Source organism: Rossellomorea sp. FS2, from assembly GCF_047915635.1.
GTDB classification, from domain to species: domain Bacteria; phylum Bacillota; class Bacilli; order Bacillales; family Bacillaceae_B; genus Rossellomorea; species Rossellomorea marisflavi_A.
On sequence record NZ_JBLRVS010000004.1, the window covers coordinates 211,430 to 233,887 of the forward strand.

Genomic DNA, 22,458 nt, shown 5'->3' on the forward strand with positions numbered 1-22,458 from the left:
GGCCTTCTTTTTCATTAACGTTCACTTTTTTTCAGCTCCAGGGGAATTGAGTTATCCAGGAAAACGTCTTTATCATATCCGTCGATTTCAAATACAGTAGGCCTGAGCTCAGGGTCTGGCTCCCCTTGTTTCGTCAATTTGAACGTTTGCTTCACTGAAAGTGAACGTGGGTAATTCCCTTCCCTAATCTCCTTAAAGTCCCAATCTCCTTCTTCAACCTCTTTTCCATCCCTATCAACGTAGACGGTCTTTATTTCGCCATCATTCCATATATCCCCGCCACCTTCGGATTCTTCTCTAGACTGGATGTAGATTGAATCGAAGTCCCTCTTATCAGTCACTGGCATGTTCATGGTTACTTCCCATGGACGATCTTTTGGCGGTTCTTCCACCACAATCGATCCCCCTCCGTATTCATGGACTTGTGGGAAAGGTTTAGTGGGATCGATCTTGAACTCCAATCTTTCTGGCACATGCATCTGAAGACTTGAGAACACAAGTTCAGGCTCCTCCAACTCATCAAAATAAAGCGAAGTGAAATTCTGCTGGTAAGAGCTCCAAGAATCATTGTCATTCTCGAGGTACACCGGCCAGCTATACCAGTTCACCAAAGCGGCCCCTTCTCTCGTCTTGATAGAATTAAAGATCAGCTGGAAAGTGGGCGACGCGGGTTCTTCCTCTTCTCCTTCAGGGATACTATACTTAAGAGCAGTCGTTGTAGGCGCAATGATAAGCTCATCAAGCCTGACAGGCAGCCCCTCAACCTCAATTACCTGCTTGAGCTTCATGACCTTGGATTCATGCTTTTCAACAGGAATGTCGAATGACCAATCTCCTCTTGTCATCTCAAGTCCTTCACTATTGAGTTCATATATATCAAAAGGAGTGTTCATATCCGGAGGCACGGATATAAGCTGGTTGAGGTTGAGTTTTATGACGGCATCCTTTGTATCATCTACGATCGGAGGAAGTGAGAAGGTCCCTTCGTAGACATTCGTTTTTCCACCATTTCCTTCCTCACTTTTCCCCTCTTCCATGAAGATGCCCCTTCCTTCTCCATTCAGGAAGTCAATTTGATTTTCGATTGTGAAACCATTTTCCGTATCCACCATCAACCGCCTGTCCTTCTCCATATCTTCAATTTCATAATACACCAGCGTCTGGATTTCATCGGCGATGGCGGTCTTGATCGTGATCTTCACACCATTGTCTTCTGCTGTAAGGTTCAGGCGTTCACCGATTCCAGATTGATAGAACTCACGAAGCAGGGGATCTTCGTCATTCTTCCAGTCTGCATATGTATAGTAGATCGAGGCGAATCCATCTGTCATAAAGCCCGTAAATAGTAATAGAAAAGCCGCGACCAAGGCAATGATGCCCGTGCGCTTCCGCTTTTTGTTCTTTTTCTTTCTTGTCTCCAGCTCCGTGTCGATCAGCCCATCAAGCTTCAGCCGGAACCCTTCCGGAACATGGCTCTGCTCAAAGAATTCACGTAATTCCAGGAGCGTCTCCTGAAAGGTGGCAAGGTCTTCCTGACACCCGGGGCACTGGTGAATATGCATTTCAAATGCGACCTTCTCCGTCCGCTCGATGCTGCGTTCAAGATAGTCCACGTAGAGACGGTGGTACTCAGGACATCCTTCCACATCGGGGTGTTCACGAATGAAGCGAGTCCCCCTGAAGAGGTCTTCCTTCACCTCGTCCTCCGGCTTCTTCATGACCGAAGAAGCCGCTGCTAATGAAAGGCCTGCGCCATATACAAGCAAAATCGCTTCACGTTCACTCTCATTCATCCTGCTGATCACCGAAGGGAACTCATCCCCTTCCGCCGGCCTGGCAGTCCCCCTGCATTCTTTCATGAACAGAGCAATGAGCGCATTACGGTCCTTTTCCAAGGCATGTTTCTTCTTTTGATCATGAAGCGTAAAGATGCAGTTGAAAAGGATACGTGCAATCTCCTCGTCCCCACAACCATGGGAGCGGCCGATGGTGTAGAGAAGTGGCTCTATCTGCCGGAAGATCATGAGGGTCTTATTCAATTCCTGAACCTCCATCCCCATCTCATTCCGGGATGCGGCGGGCATTTCCATAGTCAGCACTCCCTGTCTAAAAAATCAGTCTATTTCTCCTATTCTACCATATGCTTCCTTCTCTTACAGCCCGTCTACGCGAGAAAGGAATTCTTTAAGGACCAAGGAATATACCTGTGGCTGCTCACTGTGGACAAGATGGGCGGCAAACGGGATGACCGCAACCCTCACATGTTCGTCAGCATAATAGAGTGCCCCGTTTCTTTCTGCGGGCTGACCTTCGCCCACCATATACAGGATGGGTGAATCGATGCCTTCGAAACTTTCTGTTTCTTGGAAAGGATACCAGTCCTCATCCCAGCCGAGTTGAATCAGCTTCCTCCAATCGGATCGATGAAGCCCATCAAAATATTGGCACGCTTCCTGGTTTTCCAACAGTCCTTTTTGCATGTCCACATCTTGACGATGAAGCTCCGACCAATTACCGGGTTTTTCAGGCGTGATCCCTGACAGGGTGACGCTTTTGATCAGATGGGGATAGCGCTTTGCGAAGAATAGCGCCACGATCCCCCCAAGAGAGCAACCAACCAGATGTACGGCACCCACCTCCAGATGCTCAATCGTCTCGGCAAGGTCTTTCGCCGAGTCTTCAAAGAAATTCTCATACTCATCAGATACGGATGAACCGTGCCCTCTCAGATCAGGACGTATGACCTGATAGGTCCCTTTAAAGAAGTCTGCCTGCTGTTCGAAATCGGTCAATCCCGTTTGTAAGCCTGTGTGAAGGAATACAAGGGGTGCTCCTTGTCCTGTTACGTCTGTATGTAAAATCATTTTTACTCTCTCCTCCTTAGCGGATGAATAACCTGGCGAACACCTCGAGCAACCACGACATCATGTCAACGATGACCCAGCGGCTCTTCTCCGGCTTCCTTTCTCCGGAAAAGATGTCGTGCTCGCTCCGCAGCTTGCTTCCCATACAACCACTTCCTTTATTTAGCAGTATAGGAGTAAGTACGTTTGAATCATTGATTTGGTTTCAGCTGGCGGGAAGAAAGTGCGGTGAATGTCTCTATATTTTCCTGAATTCGATCCAGGGCAGACTCCCATACGCATCCGCTGATCAGATGTTTCTGCATGAACTCCTCGACCGTAAGTGATGCAGTGTCCTCCAACATCGCCATTAAGCGTTGCTCCTTATCTTCTGCCTCTTTCAACTGATGATAGATCCCCGTACTGAGCAGGTGGGCCACCGTATATGGGAAGTGGCCGAACGGTTTCCGTGTGATATAAAAATGGCGAAGTGATGCCCAGAAGGTCGGATCAAGAGTCTTCATATCCGGTCCAAATACGTGGTTTTGTACATCGGCCATCCTCGTGTTCATCCTGCGCGCATCGACTTCACCCATTCGGCGGTTTTCGTACAGCATTTCCTCGAATCGATGACGGACATAGCTATTGAGGATGGTTCCGATGTCCCGACTGATCTGCTGATCAAGAAGATGCATTTTTTCCATGGGAGAAGCAGATTTCATGGCCTCCTCAATAAGAATCGATTCGAACAAAGTCGAGGCAATTTCCGTGAATGCTTGTGGACAATCCTGCAGAAACATGGGATGGTCCTCCAGAAGATGATAATGGTAGGCGTGGCCAAGCTCATGGGCTAACACACTCACACTCTGAAGGTCGCCTTCATAGCTCATCATGACCCTCGTCTGCCGCGCATTGGGAAAGTGTGCGCAAAAAGCACTGACTACCTTGTGACGGGACGGCGCTGCATCGACCCACTTGTGGTTGAACGCATGCTGGACAAACCGACCGGCATCCTCCGAAAAAGCTCCGATGAGATTTCCGATCAAGATTTTAGCTTCCTCATAAGGGATGGTCCCAAATTCCGTCTGCAAAGGGAGAGGGGCGAATTGATCCGTCCAGTGCAGATCTTTCTCACCTTGAAGAACCAATTTATGCTGGAGGAAGTCGTTGAACATCCCCTTCCGCTCGAGGACAGAGGCCCACATGTCATTGACGGACTGTTGCGTGATCCGGTTTGTTTCATAGGCCGACTGAACGGGATCCTCGCCCCTGCTGATCCGGAATCCAGAGATGTGATTCAATGCCTTGGCACACCAATGACTGACTTTCTCCCACTCCTTGGTCCATTCCTTGAAGAACTCGATCCTCGATGGCCGATTGTTCGAATAATAGACAAGCCTTACTGCTTCACCGAGGGGAATCTCTTTGCCTTTCCATCTGGGTTTCACTTGGTCCGAAGCCATTCCGTATAGCTCAGCCCAGGCATGAAGACCGTCCGCTTCGAGCTCATGGCTCCCAGGAGAGGGCAGACGCCAGGTGGACAGTACAGGTTTGAGGGAAACCAACTCCTCGGAATCGGCCAGTCGATTCCACTCGTCATCCGCTAACTGACGACATTCCCGCTTCACCTCTGACTCGATCTGTTTATAGCGCCCCATCAGCTCTTCTGCCTTCCCGGCCAACTGTTTACCCATCGGATCTTTCTTATCTTTCCAGGTGATGCACACTGCTAGTTCAAGATATTCATAGCACCTCGAATAGATTTCTTGAAGGGTCAAAATTTTTTCTGACAGAACTCCATTCATCGTAACGCTCTCTAACTCAGATGTAATCCGTGCAATATCCAGGTCCACATCATCGGGTATCAGTGGGTCGAGGGTCCATTCATCCATCATCCGTTCGTCACCCCACTCTTGGATAACCTCTTTGTATAAATCACAGGAGCCACGAGCTTCCCATTTTCTTCACCGACTTTCTCAATTATGGCAATGCGATCAATGGTTCCCGAGATCGGCTCTACATGCTTCTGGCAATAACCGAACACGTCGGACAGGTTTCCTGTAACAGGCTGGTTGGCCAATGTGCAATGGGGAATCCACTGTTCAGGCTCGTATAGCTCGTTGGAAGCCTCTTTGTAGTGGGCAAATGCTTGGTGATAGGCCCCATGCAGCTTCAATAGATCGGTGGTGATGACCGGAGAGAGGAAGACCGTGTCGTGATTCAGGAACGAGCCCACGGTATTGAAGGTGAGGGCTACCTCTTCCTTCCCTTCACAGTAGGCTTCAAGCTTTGAAATAAACGTCTCCTTGTCCAATTGCTCATAACTTGCTAGAGTCAGATGGGGCTTCCCATCCTTGACTTTATTCACATAATACGAGATGGATTGATCACAGAGCTCCTGCCAAATATCCATCACCTTTTGTTCTGTCTCTTCATCAAATAACGCGACAACCCAATACATGCAAGTACCCCTTCCTCTTTTCCATACATCCCCATTATTTCAAATAATCTGACGTTTGACAATGCAGCATGGGGACGGTTCCTGTGCGTCATTTTTTTGACGCATCGGAACCGTCCCCATGTCTCATGATTTAACCCATTTGATGATTTCTCCGATGCTGGCGTTCTTCCCATAGAGGAGGATGCCGACTTCGAAGATTTTGCCGGCGATCTTGATCATCACCCAGATGCTCAGGATGAGGACTGCGATGGCACCGATGATTTCGAGCCACGGCCATTGATCGAGTAAGGAAAGCCTCAGGATCAGGATGGCCGGTGAGGTGAACGGCACATAGCTGGCAATCGTCGCGATCAATCCATTCGGATCAGAAAGAACCGGTGAAATCAGGATGAACGGGAAGAATGGCAGCATGAGGATCATGCCTTGGAAGTTGCTTGTCGAGCTCATATCCTCCATCGTCGCACCGAGTCCGACAAAGAGAGCTGCGAATAATAGATAGCCAAGGAGCGCAATGAAGACGAGGAGCAACAGCTCAGGAACAAGCAGATAGTCCATGACCGGAAACTCATCGAAGCGGATCGCAATCGTAGGAAGAGCGACGGCAATCCAAAAACCGACCTGTAGGATCCCAAGGAAGAAATATCCGATGATCTTCCCTTGCATCAGCTCACTTGGGGTAAGGGAAGACAGGATGATCTCCGACACCTTCTCCTTTTTTTCCTGAGAAGCGCTTTGGACGATCATCATCCCCGTCATGATGATGGAAAACAGGACGAGGCCCGCCGCCGCTCCAGGCACTGCTTTCCGCAGAAAGTCACCTGATCCGTCTTCGCCAGCAAGTTCCTGCGCTGTGAACGAGATATCGGTGGAGACCGCCTGAAGCTGCTCATCCGTGAGTCCTGCCTCCGTCAGCCTAAGATGCTGGAGGGGCTGCGCCAGGATCTGCACGTCCGACGCAAACGAATCAGGGATCTCTTCTGTAGTCAGATAGGTGATCTGACCCTTTTCCACAGCCTCTTTGGTCAAGGGGATATACGCCATATCCTCCTCATCGCGGAAATCCTTCTCCATTTCCTTTTGATCTTTATCCGTCTGCGTCACGCTCCAATCCAGATCCGCCTGCTTCAAAAGCGGTGCCACTTCATCCTTCCAGATCCCCGTATCATCCTTTACATACACATGGACGGGCGTGTCCCCTCCCCCTGCGAATAGGGACGGCAGGACGGCAAAAATAATCGCAATCAATGGTGTGAGGACCAGTGAAATCAGGAAGGATTTGTTCTTGACGTTCCTCTTAAACTCCCATTTGGCTACTTTTAAACTATTACGCACTTTTTTCACGTTCCTTTCCTTGCTTATCGGTGGCGATATCGATGAAGATTTCATGCAGAGTGATGCGGTCGATCTTCAGTTCATGGATGGTCATGCCCTCAGGAAGTTTACGGATCCAAGACGGGATATGCACATCGGGTTCGAGATAAAGCGTTGACGTCTGTTCCGACTGCTCGATCCTCGACACCTGAGGGATGGTCTCCAGGAGTTCCAGGCTATTGACTCCCTGGATCGTGCATTTGAAGTTCGCGTATTTCTCCTTCACTTCGTCCATCGTGCCGCTGATCACTTCCCTTCCCTTATGGATCATGATGAGGCGGTCGGCCATTTCTTCCACAAGGTTCATCTGGTGAGCGGACAGGAGGACGGCTGTACCACTGCGTGCCAATTCACGGATTTCGTCTTTGAACACTTCCTGACTGACAGGATCGAGTCCGGAGAACGGTTCGTCGAGTATAAGCAGCTTCGGTTCATGGATGATGGAAGCAATGAACTGAACCTTCTGCCCCATCCCCTTGGATAGCTCTTCGATCGATACCTTGTCTTTCCCTTCAAGTCCGAATTTCTTCAAGTAATGAAGGGCACGCTCCTTGGCTTTTTTGATCGGGTAATCCTTCAGTTCAGCAAAATACAGGAGGATATCCATGATTTTCACATTTTTATAGAGTCCGCGTTCTTCAGGAAGATAACCGATGGCATGCTTCGGGATGACTCCCTGTTCTTCGCCGCTGAATTGGATGAGCCCCTCATCCGGGAAGAGGATCCCCATGATGCTCCGGATCGTCGTCGACTTCCCGGCTCCATTCGGTCCGAGGAGGGCTGTGATCTCTCCTGCCTTCACATCGAAGGACACGCCGTGCAGGACCTGCTGCTTCTTGAATGTTTTTTTGACATTGCTCACTTTCAGCATGGTTTTAGACATAATGCTTCTCTCCCTTTGTTAATAATTCAGTAACGACCGTTTCCAAATCCGGCACCTGCTCTTCCATGATTGAAATCGAATGCTGACGGAGGGCATCCCTTGTTTGATCTGGATCGTTTGTCAAGATCACCTTGCCGTACGTCCGTTTCAGCTCACCAGGCAATGGTTCGTCAAAAGGGACAGCTTGATCCAGCCACAAAAGTCGGTGTGAGGCGACCAACTCATCCTTCTCAACCGGCTCCCCCACTTCATCTCCCTCAAAGAAAATCAAGTAGTCTGCGAGCTTCTTCAGATCATCCACATGATGCGTGGCCAATAGAATCGTCTTCTCCCCCGTCTCCATGATCTCGGCAAGAAGATCGATGACGAGCTTACGGGACGGAATGTCCATGGAAGCCGTCGGTTCATCCAGCAGCATCACAGGGGCATTGCATCCCAAGGTGAGGGCGATACTGAGCTTCGCCTGCATTCCCGGGCTGAGTTTTTTGCCTTTTTTGTTAAGCGGGATTTCCAAGGTGGAAACGACCCGTTGAAATAACGATTCGTCCCAGTCCGGATAGTAGCGGGACATCAGCTGTCGGAGATCTTCACCTGTAAGAAAATCCACTCCATCCATCTGCTGAGACTGATAGGATAGGTGGGATTTCCAGTCCTCATCATCACCATTTACAGGCTTGCCGAAGATCGAGATAGTCCCTTTGTCCGGCTTTACCAGATTCATGATCATTTTGAAGAGTGTACTCTTCCCGGCCCCGTTCGTTCCCACCAGTGCGGAAATCGTCCCAACGGGTATGGTCAGATGTGGGATGGAGACCGTAAGCCCCCCGATGGTTTTCTCTACATTTTTTATGGTGATCGAGTGGTTCATTCCTCTTCCTCCTTTAAAATGGATTCCATCAGTTCACTGATTTCGCTATTGCTTAATTCATGCTGCCTCGCGATTGTAACGGCTTTTTTCAACGCATCATGGACGGCTTGCGATGCAACCGACTCCTTCTTGCCGGCGTCGATTTCTGCAACGAAGGTCCCCTTCCCCTGAGAAGTGCGGATAAAGCCTTCGTATTCCAGGTTCTGATAGGCCCGCCGGATCGTAATCGAGCTGATTTCGAGATCCTTCGCCAGCACCCGGATTGACGGCAGGGGAGATCCGGCCGCAAGCTGACCGCTTGCAATGAGGGCTTTCAGCTGATGCTCAATCTGATGATAGATCGGTTCCCGCGAATCCTTTGATAATCGGATCGGTATATTCATTGATATTTCCCCCTGCTTACATATAATCCATTTTGTTCATTTGTTTCAGCGCATGGCGGTATGCCCACCACGTGCTTAGTGTCGGGATGACGATGGCCAAGATCAGCATAATAAAGGGGTGATCGGAGGTGAAAAAAACAGACCATTTTAATATGCCAGTTTTGAATACATCTTTCATAAGTAGAAAAAGAGCACCACCAATTAATATTAACCAAATAAAGCTTGTGACCATCCTCAACTTGGTAATACGCTCACCGGTCTCCATTGTGGCATAAGCGCTGCAAGATGCTAGTGCGATCCCAGTCCAAAATATTGTCAGGACGACAATTCCTCCTGTTGACAATGCATCTTTAAAAGCATCTGACCAGATGTATGTCAATACCAAAGCGACCACAGTTCCAACAATGACCGGAATGTAGAGACTGATGAAACGACTGAAGATGATTACCTTCCTTTTTATTGGCAACTGGTTAAATAGCAAGAAGGTCGGTGCAGCGTAGAGGTCACCATCAATTTTCTGAATTTGGCTTTCTTTCGACCTTGTCCATGAGGGCATGAAGAAGATATACATGAGGAAGAACAAGTCGAAAACAGGTTGAATTTTTCCCAGGTAGCCCTCCATCAAATCTGAGAAAAAGTATGCATACAGAACCGCCATCATCAAGAGGGCTAGAATATGCCTTACAACGTGCCTAAAATCAAAACGTGCCAGCCAAATGCTTTCTTTCATTGTATTCATATCCGAGTACCTCCATGTTCGAGTGTTATACTGTGTATATGTATATGCACAGTATAAAAGAAGATACCTTACAAAACAAGATGTTTTTGGAAAATAAAACAATTAAAACCCAATTGAACAAAAAAAAGAAGCCTTAATTCAGCTTCTTTCATTCTCCCATTTTTCAATAATTTGACTTGATCGCGCCACATCGGCAAACCACCGCAGGACTCCATTGTGATGGTGGATGATGTCTTCTGCTTTCAGGACTCCTGAATCCCAGGTACTATGGGCATTGGAGACGAGCGTCACCTTATACCCCATGCTGAAGGCACGCCTGCACGTCGTATCTACGCACACTTCTGATTGGATACCGGTAAGAAAAAGTTCCTCCACTCCCCGTGTCTGAAGCTGTTCATGAAGATCCGTCTGATGAAAGGAATCAGGGGTCATTTTATGGATGACCGGCCCTCCTTTCACCCGTGGATGGATCTCCCACCCTGTTGTCCCGCGTTCCAATGGCTTTCCTTCAGGCGCCTCATGCTGGATCAGAAAAACTGGGATGTCCATTGACTCTGCTTTTGCTTTCAGGGTAGTGATTGTCTGCAATAATGCATTTGCATTGTGCACTTGTTCACCTTCATTGAACATGGCTTGTTGGACGTCTATGATAAGGAGCGCCCGCTTACTCAATCCCAGATTCTCACACGATTGACCCCGGCCGTGCGCAGATAATCGAGAAGTTGACCAGTATGTACAGCCTCATGGTAAGGAATACGGAGAAGCATATCACCCAAGTCCCGGACATACCCTGATTCACTTCGATCGATGCTGATTTCCTTGAGGTCCTCTTCCGTATAAGAACGGATGGTTTCCAGGAATGCCTCGTGATACCCAGTAGCAAAGGCAAGCTCATCCTCTACATTGGTGTACGGCCGGCTTTCAAACGGCGAATCGAACGCGTCAAGACTTCCTTTGTTTTTAATGGCCAGGTGGTAGTAATGTTCACTTTCCAGTACATGCCTGATCATTTCAAGCATGCTCATCGCTTCTGCATCCGGTCTCCAATGTAGCTTATCCTCTGGAATGCTCCTCCACACGTTGGTGCTCCTTCTTCTTACTTCCTCGATGTTAAAGATGATCCACTCAATGCTGCTCATATGATGCCTCCTGATATCTATAATGGTTGTTTATCAATAGTAGAAACTCGTCCAATCCTCCTGTGATGTGCCGGATTTCCGGCAGATGATAGAACGTGGTGCTCTCATTCAAAGACAATGGCACTTCCGAATAAAGGTATATGCTTTTTTTCCACGCAAGTGCGAGGCCAAGCTCGACATGAGTGCCTTTTCCTCCAGGAAGCAGGACGATCACCACATCCGCCTCCAAGATCGCCCTTTTCTCCTCTTGACCTATACGTTCAAGGTCTTTCGCCGTGCTCGCCCGCTCATTTTGCGTCCAATCATACGTCAGACGGTGTCCCGCTACACGAAGAGACTCGGTCACGGCCCTCACCATGGGAATGTTTTTAAAGCTCGACGCCACATAAAATTTCATGGCATTCAATGTCTTTCTTCAAACGTTTTGCGGAAACCGTAGAATGGGCGATAGGATTGTTGCTCGTAAAAGGTCTTTGACGTGGAACTGGCCAGCATCTCCACCCGGGTGCTCGGGTAGAGGGTGTGAACATAGTCCAGGAGTCTCGCTCCGATTCCGCATCCCCTGAAATTCTGGTCAATCAATAGTTCACAGATGAAAAGGGTGATGTGTTGATCCGTCAGCCCGCGGATATACCCGATGATCTCCCCCTCCGATTCAGCCACATAGGCGATCCCGGAATCGAGCCAGGCCTCCTTGGTCAGCTCCCTCTTACTCACAAGATTATTCCACTCTTCCTTTTCATTGAGGCTGTGGATTGCCGGAAAATCTTCTTCCTTGAACTTTCTGAATGTGACTTCACGGTTGTTTTTCAGTGTTAGTTGCATGGTTTTATTCACTCTTCCTGATTTTATTGTTGGAGCCGCTTGAAGACTTGCTTTCTTGAAATCAAATGACATCCATTTTGTATGAAGGTATGGATCATGGGGATATTTTTTGCAGAAGTATTGCCGATATAGACCTTTGCTCTAAAATTCTCCCGCAGAAGATGGAGAGCCAGCTGATGGAGGGCGACTCCTTTTCCCTCGCCTCTATATTCAGGGAAGAGGCCAAAATAAAAGAGCCTCCCCTCCGCTACCGTGTCGGGTTCGATATGGGGCATGATGATTCCAATGGGGTGGCCTCCCTCAAATACGGTGATGCAAGACTTTTCATACCCTTTCCCAAGCTCTGTTTCTGCACTCTGAAGCTGACGACGGGCATTATTTGAAGGCGGGTTCAACGAGCCTGACATGGCCCTCTCCAACATCTCAGCAAACCCTCCTATACCCTCACTGTTCCCCTCTTCCCATGACAATCCAGGGGGAGCCTTCTCATCCAGCAAACCTTTCCTCACTTCAACCAACGAGTCATGATAATGGAAACCATATTGATTCATAAGCCCCTTAGCCATTTCACTTGGCTCATCTTCAAATACCATGTTGATCTCACCTGCGTCATCATGCAGGCTTTCAGTCACTGCCTGTTGTAACTCAATCGGTGAAACATTCTGCGGCACCTCGTATGTGATGAAATAGTCACCACGGTATCGCTTAATAAGCCGATCATCCATGCTCATCATCACCTTTCCAGCTCAATATGCTCCCTCAACAGCTTCCACCCGTCGTCCTCCAGCCGCCAAACCAGCAGGCACTGTGCCGAGTAGGCTTTCCCCTGGATCATATTCGTCTCACGCCCTGTCAGCAGGACCTCACCCCCGCCCCTTTCCACCAAGGAGGTGAGGTGAAACTGTTTCTCTCCTCGATCAATCTGACGCAATACGTCATCCAGACCGTAATCATGCCCATAGGGTTCGATGCTTTCAAGACCCGCCTTCGCCCAGTATCCTGTAAATGATTTGGAGAAAAATGCCCGGATTCCTTCACTTCTTTTCGATACATATCCTTTTGACCACTCCACAAAATAGTCCTCTACAACTTGAATGACCGGGTGCTGATCCTGATGATCCTCAAACAGGCCGATCTTGTTTCCTTCAGGATCTTCAAATGTACACCAAGATGCCGGCACACCGTCTCTTCGCTGTATCGGTTCAATCTCCAGATCAAGTTCAGTCATCAGCCGCCCGCGCTCCTTCTCAATAGACCTCACCCCCATTCGCATCGGACCTCCTCCAGGCTCTCCTTCTGCCAGCTGGAACCAGGAACCCGGGACCAATTCCCATTCGGCAAATCCTTCATGAGGAACGAAGTCCGGTTTACGATTGAACAGTATTTCATACCATGCAAGACCTTCCGAAAAATCCTTTATCCTCATTTGAATGGTCACACTCGAATACGCCATTCAACCACTCCTCCTTTTAATCTTCAACATGCTGCGTATCGAAACAGAGAACGTCATACCTTGGTGTGGAGATTCCCTGAGTCTGTCTCCTACGCTTCCATTTCAATGGTGATTCCTTGCAAGCCCCTCCCGGACCCCGTACACTGTCCATAAGAACCTATTGAAAGGGGAATCATGGATGGCACAATCTATCGAAGGAAAGATCGCGTATATTACCGGTGCCGGCCGCGGCATCGGGAAAGCAACCGCACTTGAGCTTGCTAAAGCAGGCGTCCATCTCGGACTCATGGCACGAACGGAGTCCGACCTGGAGGAAACGGCCGAAGAAGCCAGAACCTATGGGGTGAGGGCCGTTACGGCATCTGTTGATATTGCAGACCTGTCAAGCGTCGAAGCAGCTGTTTCTTCGCTTCAATCCGCACTCGGTGATGCGGACATCCTGATCAACAATGCGGGAATCGGTGTATACGGAGAGTTCCTTGAACTCGAACCTGCGGAGTGGAAGCGTGCCTTCGAGGTCAATGTTTTCGGCACCTACCACGTGACCCGCACCGTCCTTCCTCAGCTTATCGAGAAAAACGGCGGGGACATCATCATGATCTCATCCAGCAGCGGACTGAAAGGTACAGCGAAAAGCTCTGCTTACTGCGGTTCGAAGTTCGCCCTTCAGGGATTATCTGAATCTCTCATGCAGGAAGTGCGCCCGCATAATATCCGCGTCATGACCTTGAATCCGAGTTTAGTAGCCACAGACCTTACGTTTGGTGATAAGCTCGAAGAAACCGACACGAGTAAATACATGCAGCCCGAAGACCTGGCCGAGCACATGGTATCACTTCTCAAGCTGGACCGCCGCATCTTCATCAAGCAATCCCTTCAGTGGGCGACGAATCCTTTCTGAGTATACAAGCCTTCACTATTCCGCTATACTCTTAATCATTAGCGCTGAAAGGACTGAAGCCAGTGAACATCAAGAGAATCGTAACAGAAGACGAATTGAAAGAAGCATTCGCCATCCGCAAAGAAGTCTTCATCGACGAACAGGGTACCCCCGATGATGAAGAATACGATGCTTTCGACAACCTTGAAGCCGATTGCACCCACATCCTTATTTATCAGGACGGGAAGGCGGTTGGTACGGGTCGCATCCGCACAGTGGAAGGAACCGGGAAACTTGAGCGCATCTGCATCCGTGAGCCATTCAGGAAAGGCGGCGTCGGGCGCCATATCATTCAGGAGCTTGAAGACATCGCATCGGAGCATGGCCTGAGCCGCGTAAAGTTGCATGGTCAAACCCATGCCGAAGGGTTCTATCATAAGCTTGGATATGTATCCGAGCCCGAGATCTTCTATGAAGCAGACATCCCCCATAAACTGATGAAAAAAGAATTAAAGTGATAAAGGCGCCCACCGGGTGCCTTTTCTTCTTATATCCACTCCTCTACGCACGTCACCGTCTTTTCTCCCGCGTCAAGCCTGATCCGTTTTCCGATTGCCAGAGGATGCATCGGGTGCGTATGACACGTATCGAACTCCGCAAGGACCGGCAGTTCTCTTCCATCGAGCTGCTCCAAGAGGAAATCAAGTGGCTTCTTTCCCGTTCCCCCATCATCGAACTGTTCATGCTTCCCAAGAATGATTCCCGCCGCCTTATCGAACAGTCCATGAACCTTCAGCATGGCAAAATTCTTCTCCACGACAGAGGCATGCTTGCCGCAGTCCTCAATCAGGAGAATGTCCCCTTTTTTCACTTCGGGGAAATACTCTGAGCCGATAAAGCCATACATGGTGCTGACATTGCCGCCCATAAGCCTTCCTTCTGCGCTACCGGGATTTCCTGTCACCCATTCATTCCGATAGAGCGTCTTATCCGTTGTCTTCTCCAGCCAGTTCACGGGTTCATCCGACCAGAGAGGCGGCATCGGGACTTCATACGGTACGACCGTGTCGTTCATGAAATAGTCTTCAAAAAAGCGATAGGTATCATCGACCAAGGGAGGAAACTCTCCAAACGATGGCACTAGGGATGGTCCGTAATAGGTGGTGATCCCTGTTTTCGCATAAATGCCCAACAGGATTGCCGTCGCATCCGAGTAGCCCACCAGAAGCTTCGGGTTCTCCTTGAACGCCTCATAATCGATATAGGGGAGCATACTGTTGGAATTCGTCCCCCCGATCACCGACATAATCATGGCAAGGTCAGTGCGTCGCAACAACTCATTCAGTTCATCTGCCCGCTCCTTCGGGGTCCCTGATCGATAATGATCCTGCTTACCCGTCAAGGCACCTTCCACTATGGTAAAGCCCTTCTCTTCCAAAAAGGCCTTTGCCCGCTCAAACCTCACCTTTGAATGCGCCGAAGCAGGCGAGGATGGAGAAAAAATCCCGATCTTATCTCCTTGTTTCAATCTGTTCATGCCTCTCTCTTCCTTTCTAGTTGCAGGGCTTTCCGCATGAGCCGGATCTGCCCTCTATGGTTGATTTAATCCTCCATTACATGGAACCACATGAAGTAGTGATTCGAAGGGTACCCGTCCCACCGGCACTCCTCATAGAGCCACTCATCCGGTTTATCGGCAAGGACTGTGAGGGTCTTCTGCCGGACACGACGCAATGTTGCAATATAAAAGGAAAGGGGGTGTCCAACGATTTCCTTGCGGCCACGGGCTCCCAGCCCGTAGGCAGCTCCCCATTCCTCCATTTCTACTTCATTCGGTTTCCGTCCGTCGAAGAATTCAATCTGGAATCCTTTCTCTACGGCGGCCATATGAAGGAGCAATGCCCCGATGGTGTTACCATCTGACGAAAGAAGGCCATCCAGTTCTTCCTGAGTGCACCCTTCGATGGAATCAAGCGTCGTCTTCCGTGCATATTCCATCTGGGATACAAGATGCCCGATCTGGGGGGCGTACCCTTTTTGTTCCTTTATGTAGATGCCCATGATTACCGTGATCTCCGAAGGATGATTCCTTGAAAATCGAGATCCCTGCCCAGCTCTTCTTTTGCCAGGCACCGAAACGATTCGATCTTAAAATGCCGTTCAAGGACCTCTCTCAATCGTTCATTCGTGTAGAGGGCGAAGAATCGTTTAGGCTCATAGAAATCCCCTTCCCATATCCCCTCTGAATCCTTGCCTCCATAGACACCCATGAAAAAGACCCCGCCTGGCTTCAGTACCCTTTTGATCCCTTCAAGTACGCCGGGCAGATCATCCTTCGGGCAGTGTAGCAGGCAGTTCATCGCCCATACGGCATCGAACGCTCCATCGGGGAACGTTAACGAATCAAAGCTCATGACCTCTGCCTTAAGCCCTTTCTCTTTGCACAGCCGAATTGCTTCCGGTGACAGATCGGTGCTGAACGTATCCAGTCCTGCTTCTTTGAAGAATACGCTATCCTGCCCTGACCCGGCTCCAACCTCAAGGAGTCTGGTTTTGTTTTCCCTGAACAGGAGCGACAGGAAATGGCTGCGCACTTCCGCCTTCCAATTCTCCTTGAGCTCGCGATCCCTGGAGATGGCAGCAGCATTATATGAATCGGTTAATTGATCTTTGATTTTCTGCATATGTACCTCCTTGTTTTAGAACGTATGTTCTTGATTCTACAGGGATACTTCCGATTCCTTCTATTCTTCTATACTTATTATCTTTTTTATCGCATCGATTACGATGATCACCTCCTCTTCACTCCTGATGGTAAGGAGATGATCAGCTTCTCCTTCAGAGGGGCCGTTTCCGTGATAGCCGTTCTGTCTCTGCAACACTTCTTCATATGAAGTGGTGGTCGTCCTAAAGATCGTCGTGCTGCGGCCCGATTCACCGATCCGCTTGAAAAGGACGGAATCTGGGATTTGAAAGTCGACCAGAATCGTCTTGAAGCCTTTCTGTTCAAAGCTTGAGAGCAGGTCACGCCTCCCATCCCGGTCCAGATTGGAGTTGCTCAGGATGATATGATGTCCGGTATGCTCGACCGCATGGTTTAAAATGGTCTGTGAAAGGGCCATTTTGAAGGTGTTTGGGCCCTTCTCAGGGACAAGCTTCCGGTAGTGGGTGTTGATGAACTCTGCCTGAATATCCTGATCGAGGACGATAGAATCAGGCAGCTCCCTTTCAAGCGCCCGGGCAAAGGTGGTCTTGCCGCTGTGGGTCTTCCCTACGGTAAGGACGGCCAGCCTCATTGATTAAACTCCACGTGTATGGGATGACGGGTGTGCTCCAGCGAATCTTCAATCCGTTGGCGGAAGTTGGAGTGGTTCACCATGCTCAGAGCCACATCCACCGGAAAGAACCCCACTTCCAGGCTCTCCGCGGATGTCGTCGGCTCACCGCCGATGGCCTTACCGAGGAAGAGGGTGTTGCAGATTGATTGCTTCACATTCTGATAGATTCCACAAAATTTCACGATTTCGATATCGATACCCGACTCTTCCTTCGTCTCCCGGATGGCTGCGTCCGTCAGGGATTCTCCTTCTTCGACCTGCCCACCCGGCATCTCCCATCCCCTTCGCGGCCCCTTGATCAAAAGGATTTCACCTTTTTCGTTCAGCACGGTCACGGCCGCAGAAACAATATGCTTGGGTGGTGTGTATGACATTGTCATGATCAATCCTCTTTTCATAAATTATCCAATTCTATTATTTCAGAAAAATCCAGCATACTCAATGCTTTTCAGCCTGAAACCTTTGTTGAAGGGATTTCCGGACTCATAGCGAATAGTTGATAGAAAGATCATTTCCAATTAAAGGAGGTGTCAGGATGTTTCGAGTAGGATCCATCTTTATTCCGGTGACGGATATGGAGCGTTCAATGGCGTGGTATGAGGAGCATCTCGGGGTGAAGAAAATCGACGAGTGGGAAGACGGGGTCGGGTATTGCCTGCCTGACGGTCTCACCCAGCTTGCCCTGGTGAAGGTGGAGTCACGTCAGGAAACCGAGTTCACAATCAGGGGCGACAGGAAGAATGCGTACTTCAATTTCCTCACGGATAATATTGAAGCCACTCATGAAGGTTTCAGAAGGCACGGTGTCACGGTCACAGCGCTTGAAGATTTCGGGGGTATGAAAGCCTTCGATTTCAACGATCCCGACGGGAACCAGTTCTCCATTGTGGATGAAGTAACCGGATCACCTTTTCACAGCGAGGAAGTACGGAAACTTCAAGGGAAAAGCTAGAACAATAAGAAGGAAGCTCTCCGCGGGAAGAGCTTCCTTCTTATTTAGCCATGAAATATTTTCGCTCCGGCCTGCCTACGATTCCGTATTCAAGCTCCGCCGTTCCTTCCCCCGTTGAGACCATGTACTCCAGATACCGCCTCGCCGTTGCACGGGATGCCCCCATCCTGGAGCCCATTTCTTCAGCTGAGATTCCTTTGCCCGTATTCTCCACGATCGCCTTCACCTTGCTCAAGGTGAGGGGATCGATCCCCTTCGGCATGCCGCTTCCATTCAGCGGCGTTTGATGCAGACCGAGCAACCGGTCGATGGTGGCCTGGCTGACCTCTTCCTTCTCCTTCAGCATCTCCCTTCTCTTCTGGTACTGCTGCAAGGTGGAGGTGAACCGCTTCAAGGATACGGGCTTGATGATGTAATCAAGAACCCCGTTCCTGAGGGCCGTCGCCACAAGCTCCCGGTCGTTCGCCGCAGTAATCATGATCACATCGACATGGGGGAATTGGCTACGAATCGCCGGCAGGAGATCCGTCCCGAGCTGATCCTGCATGTAGATGTCGAGAAGCAATAGATCCGCTTCCTCTTCTCCCAGCAGGCGGAGGGTTTCCTCCCCGTTCAGGGCCTTCCCGGCAACGGTGACCCCTTCGATCTTCTGGAGGAATCGCTCATGGATGGACGCCACCCTGAAATCATCCTCCGCTATGATCACTTTGATCATCCTTCTTCTCCCCTTTTCTCTTCTTTTGGAATGAACACGGTAAAGACCGTCCCTCCGCTTTTCGGTACATGAAGCTCAATCGTTCCGCCAAGCCTTGTGACCGTCTCCTTCACCAGCGTCAATCCCACTCCCCGGTTCTTCCCCTGTTTCGAAGAGATCCCACGCTGGAATACATCCACATCGTCAGGGATCCCGGCTCCGGTATCGGCGACTTCGAACACAATATCCTTCCCGATATCGGTGGTAAAGAAAGTGACTTCCCTCGTCTCCTTGTGAGCAACGGCATCAAAGGCATTATCCATGATGTTTCCCAGTATGGTGATGAGGTCACTCATGGCAACCCTTTTTGGTAACGGTTTCAAAAAGCTCGTTGGATCGATGCTGAACGTCACTTTATATTCAGATGCCTTCCCGATCTTTCCTAATAGGATGGCCTGCACCTTGCGATCATGGATCTGTTCGAACACGATCCGGTTCTGGCTTCCATGCACGTCGGCCTCTGAGTGGATGAGATCGATGGCCTCCTCATATTCCTCCAGCTGCAGAAGGCCCGAGATGGCATACAGCTTATTGGTGAACTCATGGGTCTGGGCACGAAGATCTTCAGAATACTGCCGGACCTCTGAGAGGGTATTGATCATTTCCGTCACTTCCGTCTTCTCACGGAAGCTCGCCACCGCTCCGACAATCCCGTTCTTATCCATGATCGGTGTCCGGTTGACGATTACCACTTTTCCGTTCAGGAGCATTTCCTGATCGTTTTCATAAATATCGTTCCGCTGGATATCATACATTTCCGTATTCGGTATCACTTCCTGTACCGGCACCTGGGTTTTCCGCCCACTCACACCAAGGAGCTTCCTCGCAGAGTTATTCATCATCGTGATCAACCCCTTCTCATCCACAGCGATAATCCCTTCTTTTATGGAAAGGAGGATGGCATTCCGCTCCCGGTACAGAGCCGCAATTTCCTTCGGCTCCAACCCGTGTGTATCGCGGCGGATATTCTTCGCCAGAAGGACCGCCCCCACGGCTCCTGCCACCAATACGAGAATCGAGACAATCCCATACGTACGGAGCTTCTGAATGAACAGCGTGTGAATATCCTCCTCGAGGAAGCCGACGGACACGAGCCCGATGATCTTCCCGTTATCATCAAAAATCGGCGCCTTTCCGCGCAGGGACGGACCCATGGAACCGACGGCTTTGGACGTATAATACTCTCCATTGATGAGGGCCCGGTCATTATCCCCTCCCACCATCCGCTTACCGATCTTCTCTTGCTGCGTATGGGAATAGCGAATGCTGTCCTTATTCCCTACCACGATGAACTCCGCCCCCACCTGCTCCTTCATCTGGATCGTCATGGGCTGAATGATCTTCGCCGGATCCTCTGTATGAAACGCTTCCCGGATACCAGGGATAAGGGACACCGTCGTCGCCACCTGCAAGGCCAGCTGACCGACTTCCTTCTCCGTTTCCTTGGATTCGAAATAAGCAAACGTGCCGCTCAGGAGAAGGATGACCGATGACAGCAACGTCAGGATCAAGACCAAGAGCTTCGTCTGCAGCGATACATTCATCCCTCTGACCTCCCCGGTCTCATTTCTTTCATTTTAGAAGGACGTCCGCCGTTTGGCAATAGGATTTCTGAATATTCAGATGTAACGAGTGATCCCTTAACTTTTCAACTGAAGAACGGGACATGCTGGTTATTTCGATAAAGAAAGATTGATAGAATAAGAATATTTTCCCATAAATATGGGTACATCCATAAATTAGGTGGCTGTAACATATCAGAAATCCGTTTTTCTAGTACGATTAAACGGTTGCTATCTACTGTATTACAGAAGTACATATCACTAGGAGGCTTGAAACCATGACACGAAAACGGAAGCTGCTCCTATGCACAACGAGCGTCTCATTTTTATTAGGCGGCTGTCTAGGCATGGACAGCGAACAGACCAATACAAACCAAGATGGGTTGGACCGCCCCAAGAACATATATGAAAGTGTACTCACCTACACCGGAGATGGCTACGATCTTCCCGGTGGCGAAAAAAATGAAGCCTTCGCTAAAGAGCATGAAGATGAAGTGGTCAAGGCCACAAAAGATTTTCTGAAGAAGGAATACAATATTGATGTAAAAGTCCACAACATAGTGGGAAATAAAGACGGAGTGACAGTCTTTTATGAATCCACCGGACGAATCCACTTTTACGCCACTGCGATCGTACCGATTGATGTTCGCAATGAAAAAGTATTGGCCGACTCGGTATGGACCCTCGAAGGTGAAGTAGAAGATGCCATTCGAGGTGGACTGTATGGATATATCATGGCTGATGAATTTAAAGAGTTGCACAAACTCATGGTTGGATTCACTGAAGACTTCCCCATTGTCGGCCGTACACAAGAGTCTCTTGAAAATGTAAGAGCAAGAGGATATACGACCCCTTACTACTTCACTCAATCGATTGATCTGGATGAAGCCATAAATCCAGTGTATGACTTATATATAAGGAATCCTGATACTCCAAAAGATCAGTTAAAAGCTGCCTATGCAAGCGAAAAATTCAACCCTAAATACTATAGCGTAGCCATCCAATTCTTCATGAACGAGCCTGATGCCCAGCCTTCTCAAGAAATAGTGGATTCCATTGTAAAAGCACTCGAAGAAAACGAGAATATTCCAAATGGATCCTATTCTGTCCATTTGAATGATCACTATGTCATCAAGGCTAAATCTTCCGGTAACAAAGAGAATACGTTAGGCTATGGTCCTCCAAATAATATTGTCAAAGAATAGAATCCGAGATTTCTGAAACAAGTCAACCTGACCCATACTAGCAGCAAAATTGTGATAGGGGGATTCATAAACAAATGAAACGTAAACGAACATTCATCGCATGTGGTATAAGCATGTTATTGATTGGAGGCGGTTGTTCAAATGTTGACACGGGAACAAAGTCAGAAGTGCAGAAGTACAATACAAAGCAAGACGAGTTGAATTGCCCCAAGGACATATATGAAAGTGTACTCACCTACACCGGAGATGGCTACGATCTTCCGGGAGGAGAAGAAAATGAAGAGATAGCTAAGGAGCATAAAGATGAAGTAATTAAAGCGACTAAGGATTATTTAAAGAAAGAATACAACACAGATGTAGAAGTGCACAATATAGTGGGAAATCAAAATGGCGTGACAGTTTTTTATGAATCTGTAGGGAACATACACTTTTACTCAACGGCCATTGTACCAATTGATACTCAAAATAAAAAAGTATTAACCGATCAAGTTTGGACTTTAGAAGGAAGAGTCGAAACGGCCATCAAAGGCCCTTTGTATGCTTATATCATGGATAACGAGTTTGAAGTTCTTGATGACTTACTCGAAAGCCTAGAAAAAAACAATCACATAGTGGGTAGATTGGAAGAATCCCTTGAAAATACAGGTGGTAATGGTTATATGACACCATACTATTTTGTCGTTGTGAGTGATGACGAAGCGATGACACCTGTTTACAATCTGTATATGAAAAAACCTTCTGCTTCAAGACAAGAACTAGCAGCCGAGTACCTCCCATCAAAATTCGATCCTGAAAAATAGGA

Annotated in this window: 28 protein-coding genes; 5 read left to right on the forward strand and 23 right to left on the reverse strand. The window is 48.9% G+C overall.

Annotated elements, in window-relative coordinates:
- Nucleotides 1-14 precede the first annotated feature (14 nt).
- From ACNA6I_RS11730 to ACNA6I_RS11805, 16 genes are all read right to left on the reverse strand, one after another.
- Entirely contained in the window at nucleotides 15-2,090 is a 2,076-nt protein-coding gene (locus tag ACNA6I_RS11730) for a DUF4179 domain-containing protein (protein ID WP_416313341.1), read from the reverse strand.
- Nucleotides 2,091-2,153: 63 nt separating this feature from the next.
- Entirely contained in the window at nucleotides 2,154-2,864 is a 711-nt protein-coding gene (locus ACNA6I_RS11735; protein WP_252266254.1) for an alpha/beta fold hydrolase, read from the reverse strand.
- A gap of 16 nt (nucleotides 2,865-2,880) precedes the next feature.
- Nucleotides 2,881-3,009 carry a hypothetical protein gene (locus ACNA6I_RS11740; RefSeq protein WP_317949686.1) on the reverse strand — a complete coding sequence of 43 codons (129 nt, stop codon included), beginning with the start codon at nucleotides 3,007-3,009 and terminating at the stop codon, nucleotides 2,881-2,883.
- 46 nt (nucleotides 3,010-3,055) lie between these two features.
- Nucleotides 3,056-4,738, reverse strand: coding sequence for a M3 family metallopeptidase (locus tag ACNA6I_RS11745; RefSeq protein ID WP_416313342.1), 1,683 nt, complete (start codon nucleotides 4,736-4,738; stop codon nucleotides 3,056-3,058).
- Entirely contained in the window at nucleotides 4,735-5,304 is a 570-nt protein-coding gene (locus ACNA6I_RS11750; RefSeq protein WP_063190759.1) for a 2'-5' RNA ligase family protein, read from the reverse strand. Before ACNA6I_RS11750 ends, ACNA6I_RS11745 begins: the two co-directional genes overlap by 4 nt.
- Nucleotides 5,305-5,427: 123 nt before the next feature.
- On the reverse strand, nucleotides 5,428-6,636 hold the full coding sequence (locus ACNA6I_RS11755) for an ABC transporter permease (protein WP_416313343.1): 1,209 nt from the start codon (nucleotides 6,634-6,636) through the stop codon (nucleotides 5,428-5,430).
- Entirely contained in the window at nucleotides 6,629-7,558 is a 930-nt protein-coding gene (locus tag ACNA6I_RS11760) for an ABC transporter ATP-binding protein (RefSeq protein ID WP_317949682.1), read from the reverse strand. Before ACNA6I_RS11760 ends, ACNA6I_RS11755 begins: the two co-directional genes overlap by 8 nt.
- Nucleotides 7,551-8,426, reverse strand: coding sequence for an ABC transporter ATP-binding protein (locus tag ACNA6I_RS11765; RefSeq protein WP_367037377.1), 876 nt, complete (start codon nucleotides 8,424-8,426; stop codon nucleotides 7,551-7,553). Before ACNA6I_RS11765 ends, ACNA6I_RS11760 begins: the two co-directional genes overlap by 8 nt.
- A complete protein-coding gene (locus ACNA6I_RS11770) occupies nucleotides 8,423-8,809 on the reverse strand; it encodes a GntR family transcriptional regulator (protein WP_048005151.1) in 387 nt (128 codons plus the stop codon). The genes ACNA6I_RS11765 and ACNA6I_RS11770 overlap by 4 nt, the downstream gene beginning before the upstream one ends.
- 16 nt (nucleotides 8,810-8,825) lie before the next feature.
- Nucleotides 8,826-9,548, reverse strand: coding sequence for an ABC-2 transporter permease (locus ACNA6I_RS11775; protein WP_048005152.1), 723 nt, complete (start codon nucleotides 9,546-9,548; stop codon nucleotides 8,826-8,828).
- A gap of 138 nt (nucleotides 9,549-9,686) precedes the next feature.
- Nucleotides 9,687-10,220, reverse strand: coding sequence for a cysteine hydrolase family protein (locus ACNA6I_RS11780; protein ID WP_367037378.1), 534 nt, complete (start codon nucleotides 10,218-10,220; stop codon nucleotides 9,687-9,689).
- Entirely contained in the window at nucleotides 10,217-10,687 is a 471-nt protein-coding gene (locus ACNA6I_RS11785; protein ID WP_048005153.1) for a DinB family protein, read from the reverse strand. Before ACNA6I_RS11785 ends, ACNA6I_RS11780 begins: the two co-directional genes overlap by 4 nt.
- Complete coding sequence (locus tag ACNA6I_RS11790) at nucleotides 10,674-11,084, reverse strand: nucleoside 2-deoxyribosyltransferase (RefSeq protein WP_367037379.1); 411 nt, start codon at nucleotides 11,082-11,084, stop codon at nucleotides 10,674-10,676. Before ACNA6I_RS11790 ends, ACNA6I_RS11785 begins: the two co-directional genes overlap by 14 nt.
- A 5-nt stretch (nucleotides 11,085-11,089) precedes the next feature.
- Entirely contained in the window at nucleotides 11,090-11,512 is a 423-nt protein-coding gene (locus ACNA6I_RS11795) for a GNAT family N-acetyltransferase (RefSeq protein ID WP_048005634.1), read from the reverse strand.
- A gap of 23 nt (nucleotides 11,513-11,535) precedes the next feature.
- Nucleotides 11,536-12,237 (reverse strand): GNAT family N-acetyltransferase, encoded by a 702-nt coding sequence (locus ACNA6I_RS11800; RefSeq protein WP_367037380.1) that lies wholly within the window; start codon nucleotides 12,235-12,237, stop codon nucleotides 11,536-11,538.
- Between the two features lie 8 nt (nucleotides 12,238-12,245).
- Nucleotides 12,246-12,965, reverse strand: coding sequence for a hypothetical protein (locus tag ACNA6I_RS11805; RefSeq protein ID WP_416313344.1), 720 nt, complete (start codon nucleotides 12,963-12,965; stop codon nucleotides 12,246-12,248).
- A 178-nt stretch (nucleotides 12,966-13,143) separates the two neighbouring features.
- Between ACNA6I_RS11805 and ACNA6I_RS11810 the strand changes: the two genes are divergently transcribed.
- Together ACNA6I_RS11810 and ACNA6I_RS11815 are read left to right on the forward strand one after the other, a co-directional pair.
- Nucleotides 13,144-13,866 (forward strand): 3-ketoacyl-ACP reductase, encoded by a 723-nt coding sequence (locus tag ACNA6I_RS11810; protein WP_416313345.1) that lies wholly within the window; start codon nucleotides 13,144-13,146, stop codon nucleotides 13,864-13,866.
- 62 nt (nucleotides 13,867-13,928) lie between these two features.
- Nucleotides 13,929-14,363 (forward strand): GNAT family N-acetyltransferase, encoded by a 435-nt coding sequence (locus tag ACNA6I_RS11815; RefSeq protein ID WP_416313346.1) that lies wholly within the window; start codon nucleotides 13,929-13,931, stop codon nucleotides 14,361-14,363.
- Nucleotides 14,364-14,392: 29 nt separating this feature from the next.
- On the opposite strand, the gene ACNA6I_RS11820 is transcribed toward ACNA6I_RS11815, so the two are convergent.
- The 5 genes from ACNA6I_RS11820 to ACNA6I_RS11840 all read right to left on the reverse strand — a co-directional run bounded on the left by ACNA6I_RS11820 (nucleotide 14,393) and on the right by ACNA6I_RS11840 (nucleotide 17,563).
- Nucleotides 14,393-15,382 carry a S66 family peptidase gene (locus tag ACNA6I_RS11820; RefSeq protein WP_416313347.1) on the reverse strand — a complete coding sequence of 330 codons (990 nt, stop codon included), beginning with the start codon at nucleotides 15,380-15,382 and terminating at the stop codon, nucleotides 14,393-14,395.
- 65 nt (nucleotides 15,383-15,447) lie between these two features.
- A complete protein-coding gene (locus ACNA6I_RS11825; RefSeq protein ID WP_416313348.1) occupies nucleotides 15,448-15,906 on the reverse strand; it encodes a DUF664 domain-containing protein in 459 nt (152 codons plus the stop codon).
- 2 nt (nucleotides 15,907-15,908) lie between these two features.
- On the reverse strand, nucleotides 15,909-16,529 hold the full coding sequence (locus ACNA6I_RS11830) for a class I SAM-dependent methyltransferase (protein ID WP_416313349.1): 621 nt from the start codon (nucleotides 16,527-16,529) through the stop codon (nucleotides 15,909-15,911).
- A 60-nt stretch (nucleotides 16,530-16,589) separates the two neighbouring features.
- A complete protein-coding gene (locus ACNA6I_RS11835) occupies nucleotides 16,590-17,141 on the reverse strand; it encodes an ATP-binding protein (protein ID WP_416313350.1) in 552 nt (183 codons plus the stop codon).
- Complete coding sequence (locus tag ACNA6I_RS11840; RefSeq protein ID WP_416313351.1) at nucleotides 17,138-17,563, reverse strand: NUDIX hydrolase; 426 nt, start codon at nucleotides 17,561-17,563, stop codon at nucleotides 17,138-17,140. The genes ACNA6I_RS11835 and ACNA6I_RS11840 overlap by 4 nt, the downstream gene beginning before the upstream one ends.
- A gap of 155 nt (nucleotides 17,564-17,718) precedes the next feature.
- On the opposite strand from ACNA6I_RS11840, the gene ACNA6I_RS11845 reads away from it, so the two are divergent.
- Complete coding sequence (locus ACNA6I_RS11845) at nucleotides 17,719-18,135, forward strand: VOC family protein (RefSeq protein ID WP_416313352.1); 417 nt, start codon at nucleotides 17,719-17,721, stop codon at nucleotides 18,133-18,135.
- Between the two features lie 40 nt (nucleotides 18,136-18,175).
- On the opposite strand, the gene ACNA6I_RS11850 is transcribed toward ACNA6I_RS11845, so the two are convergent.
- A complete protein-coding gene (locus ACNA6I_RS11850; RefSeq protein ID WP_416313353.1) occupies nucleotides 18,176-18,850 on the reverse strand; it encodes a response regulator in 675 nt (224 codons plus the stop codon).
- Complete coding sequence (locus ACNA6I_RS11855) at nucleotides 18,847-20,433, reverse strand: ATP-binding protein (protein WP_416313354.1); 1,587 nt, start codon at nucleotides 20,431-20,433, stop codon at nucleotides 18,847-18,849. The genes ACNA6I_RS11850 and ACNA6I_RS11855 overlap by 4 nt, the downstream gene beginning before the upstream one ends.
- 296 nt (nucleotides 20,434-20,729) lie before the next feature.
- Here ACNA6I_RS11855 and ACNA6I_RS11860 point away from each other — a divergent pair, with 296 nt between their 5' ends.
- A complete protein-coding gene (locus ACNA6I_RS11860; protein ID WP_416313355.1) occupies nucleotides 20,730-21,656 on the forward strand; it encodes a DUF1672 family protein in 927 nt (308 codons plus the stop codon).
- 74 nt (nucleotides 21,657-21,730) lie between these two features.
- Nucleotides 21,731-22,456 carry a DUF1672 family protein gene (locus ACNA6I_RS11865; RefSeq protein WP_416313356.1) on the forward strand — a complete coding sequence of 242 codons (726 nt, stop codon included), beginning with the start codon at nucleotides 21,731-21,733 and terminating at the stop codon, nucleotides 22,454-22,456.
- Nucleotides 22,457-22,458 lie beyond the last annotated feature (2 nt).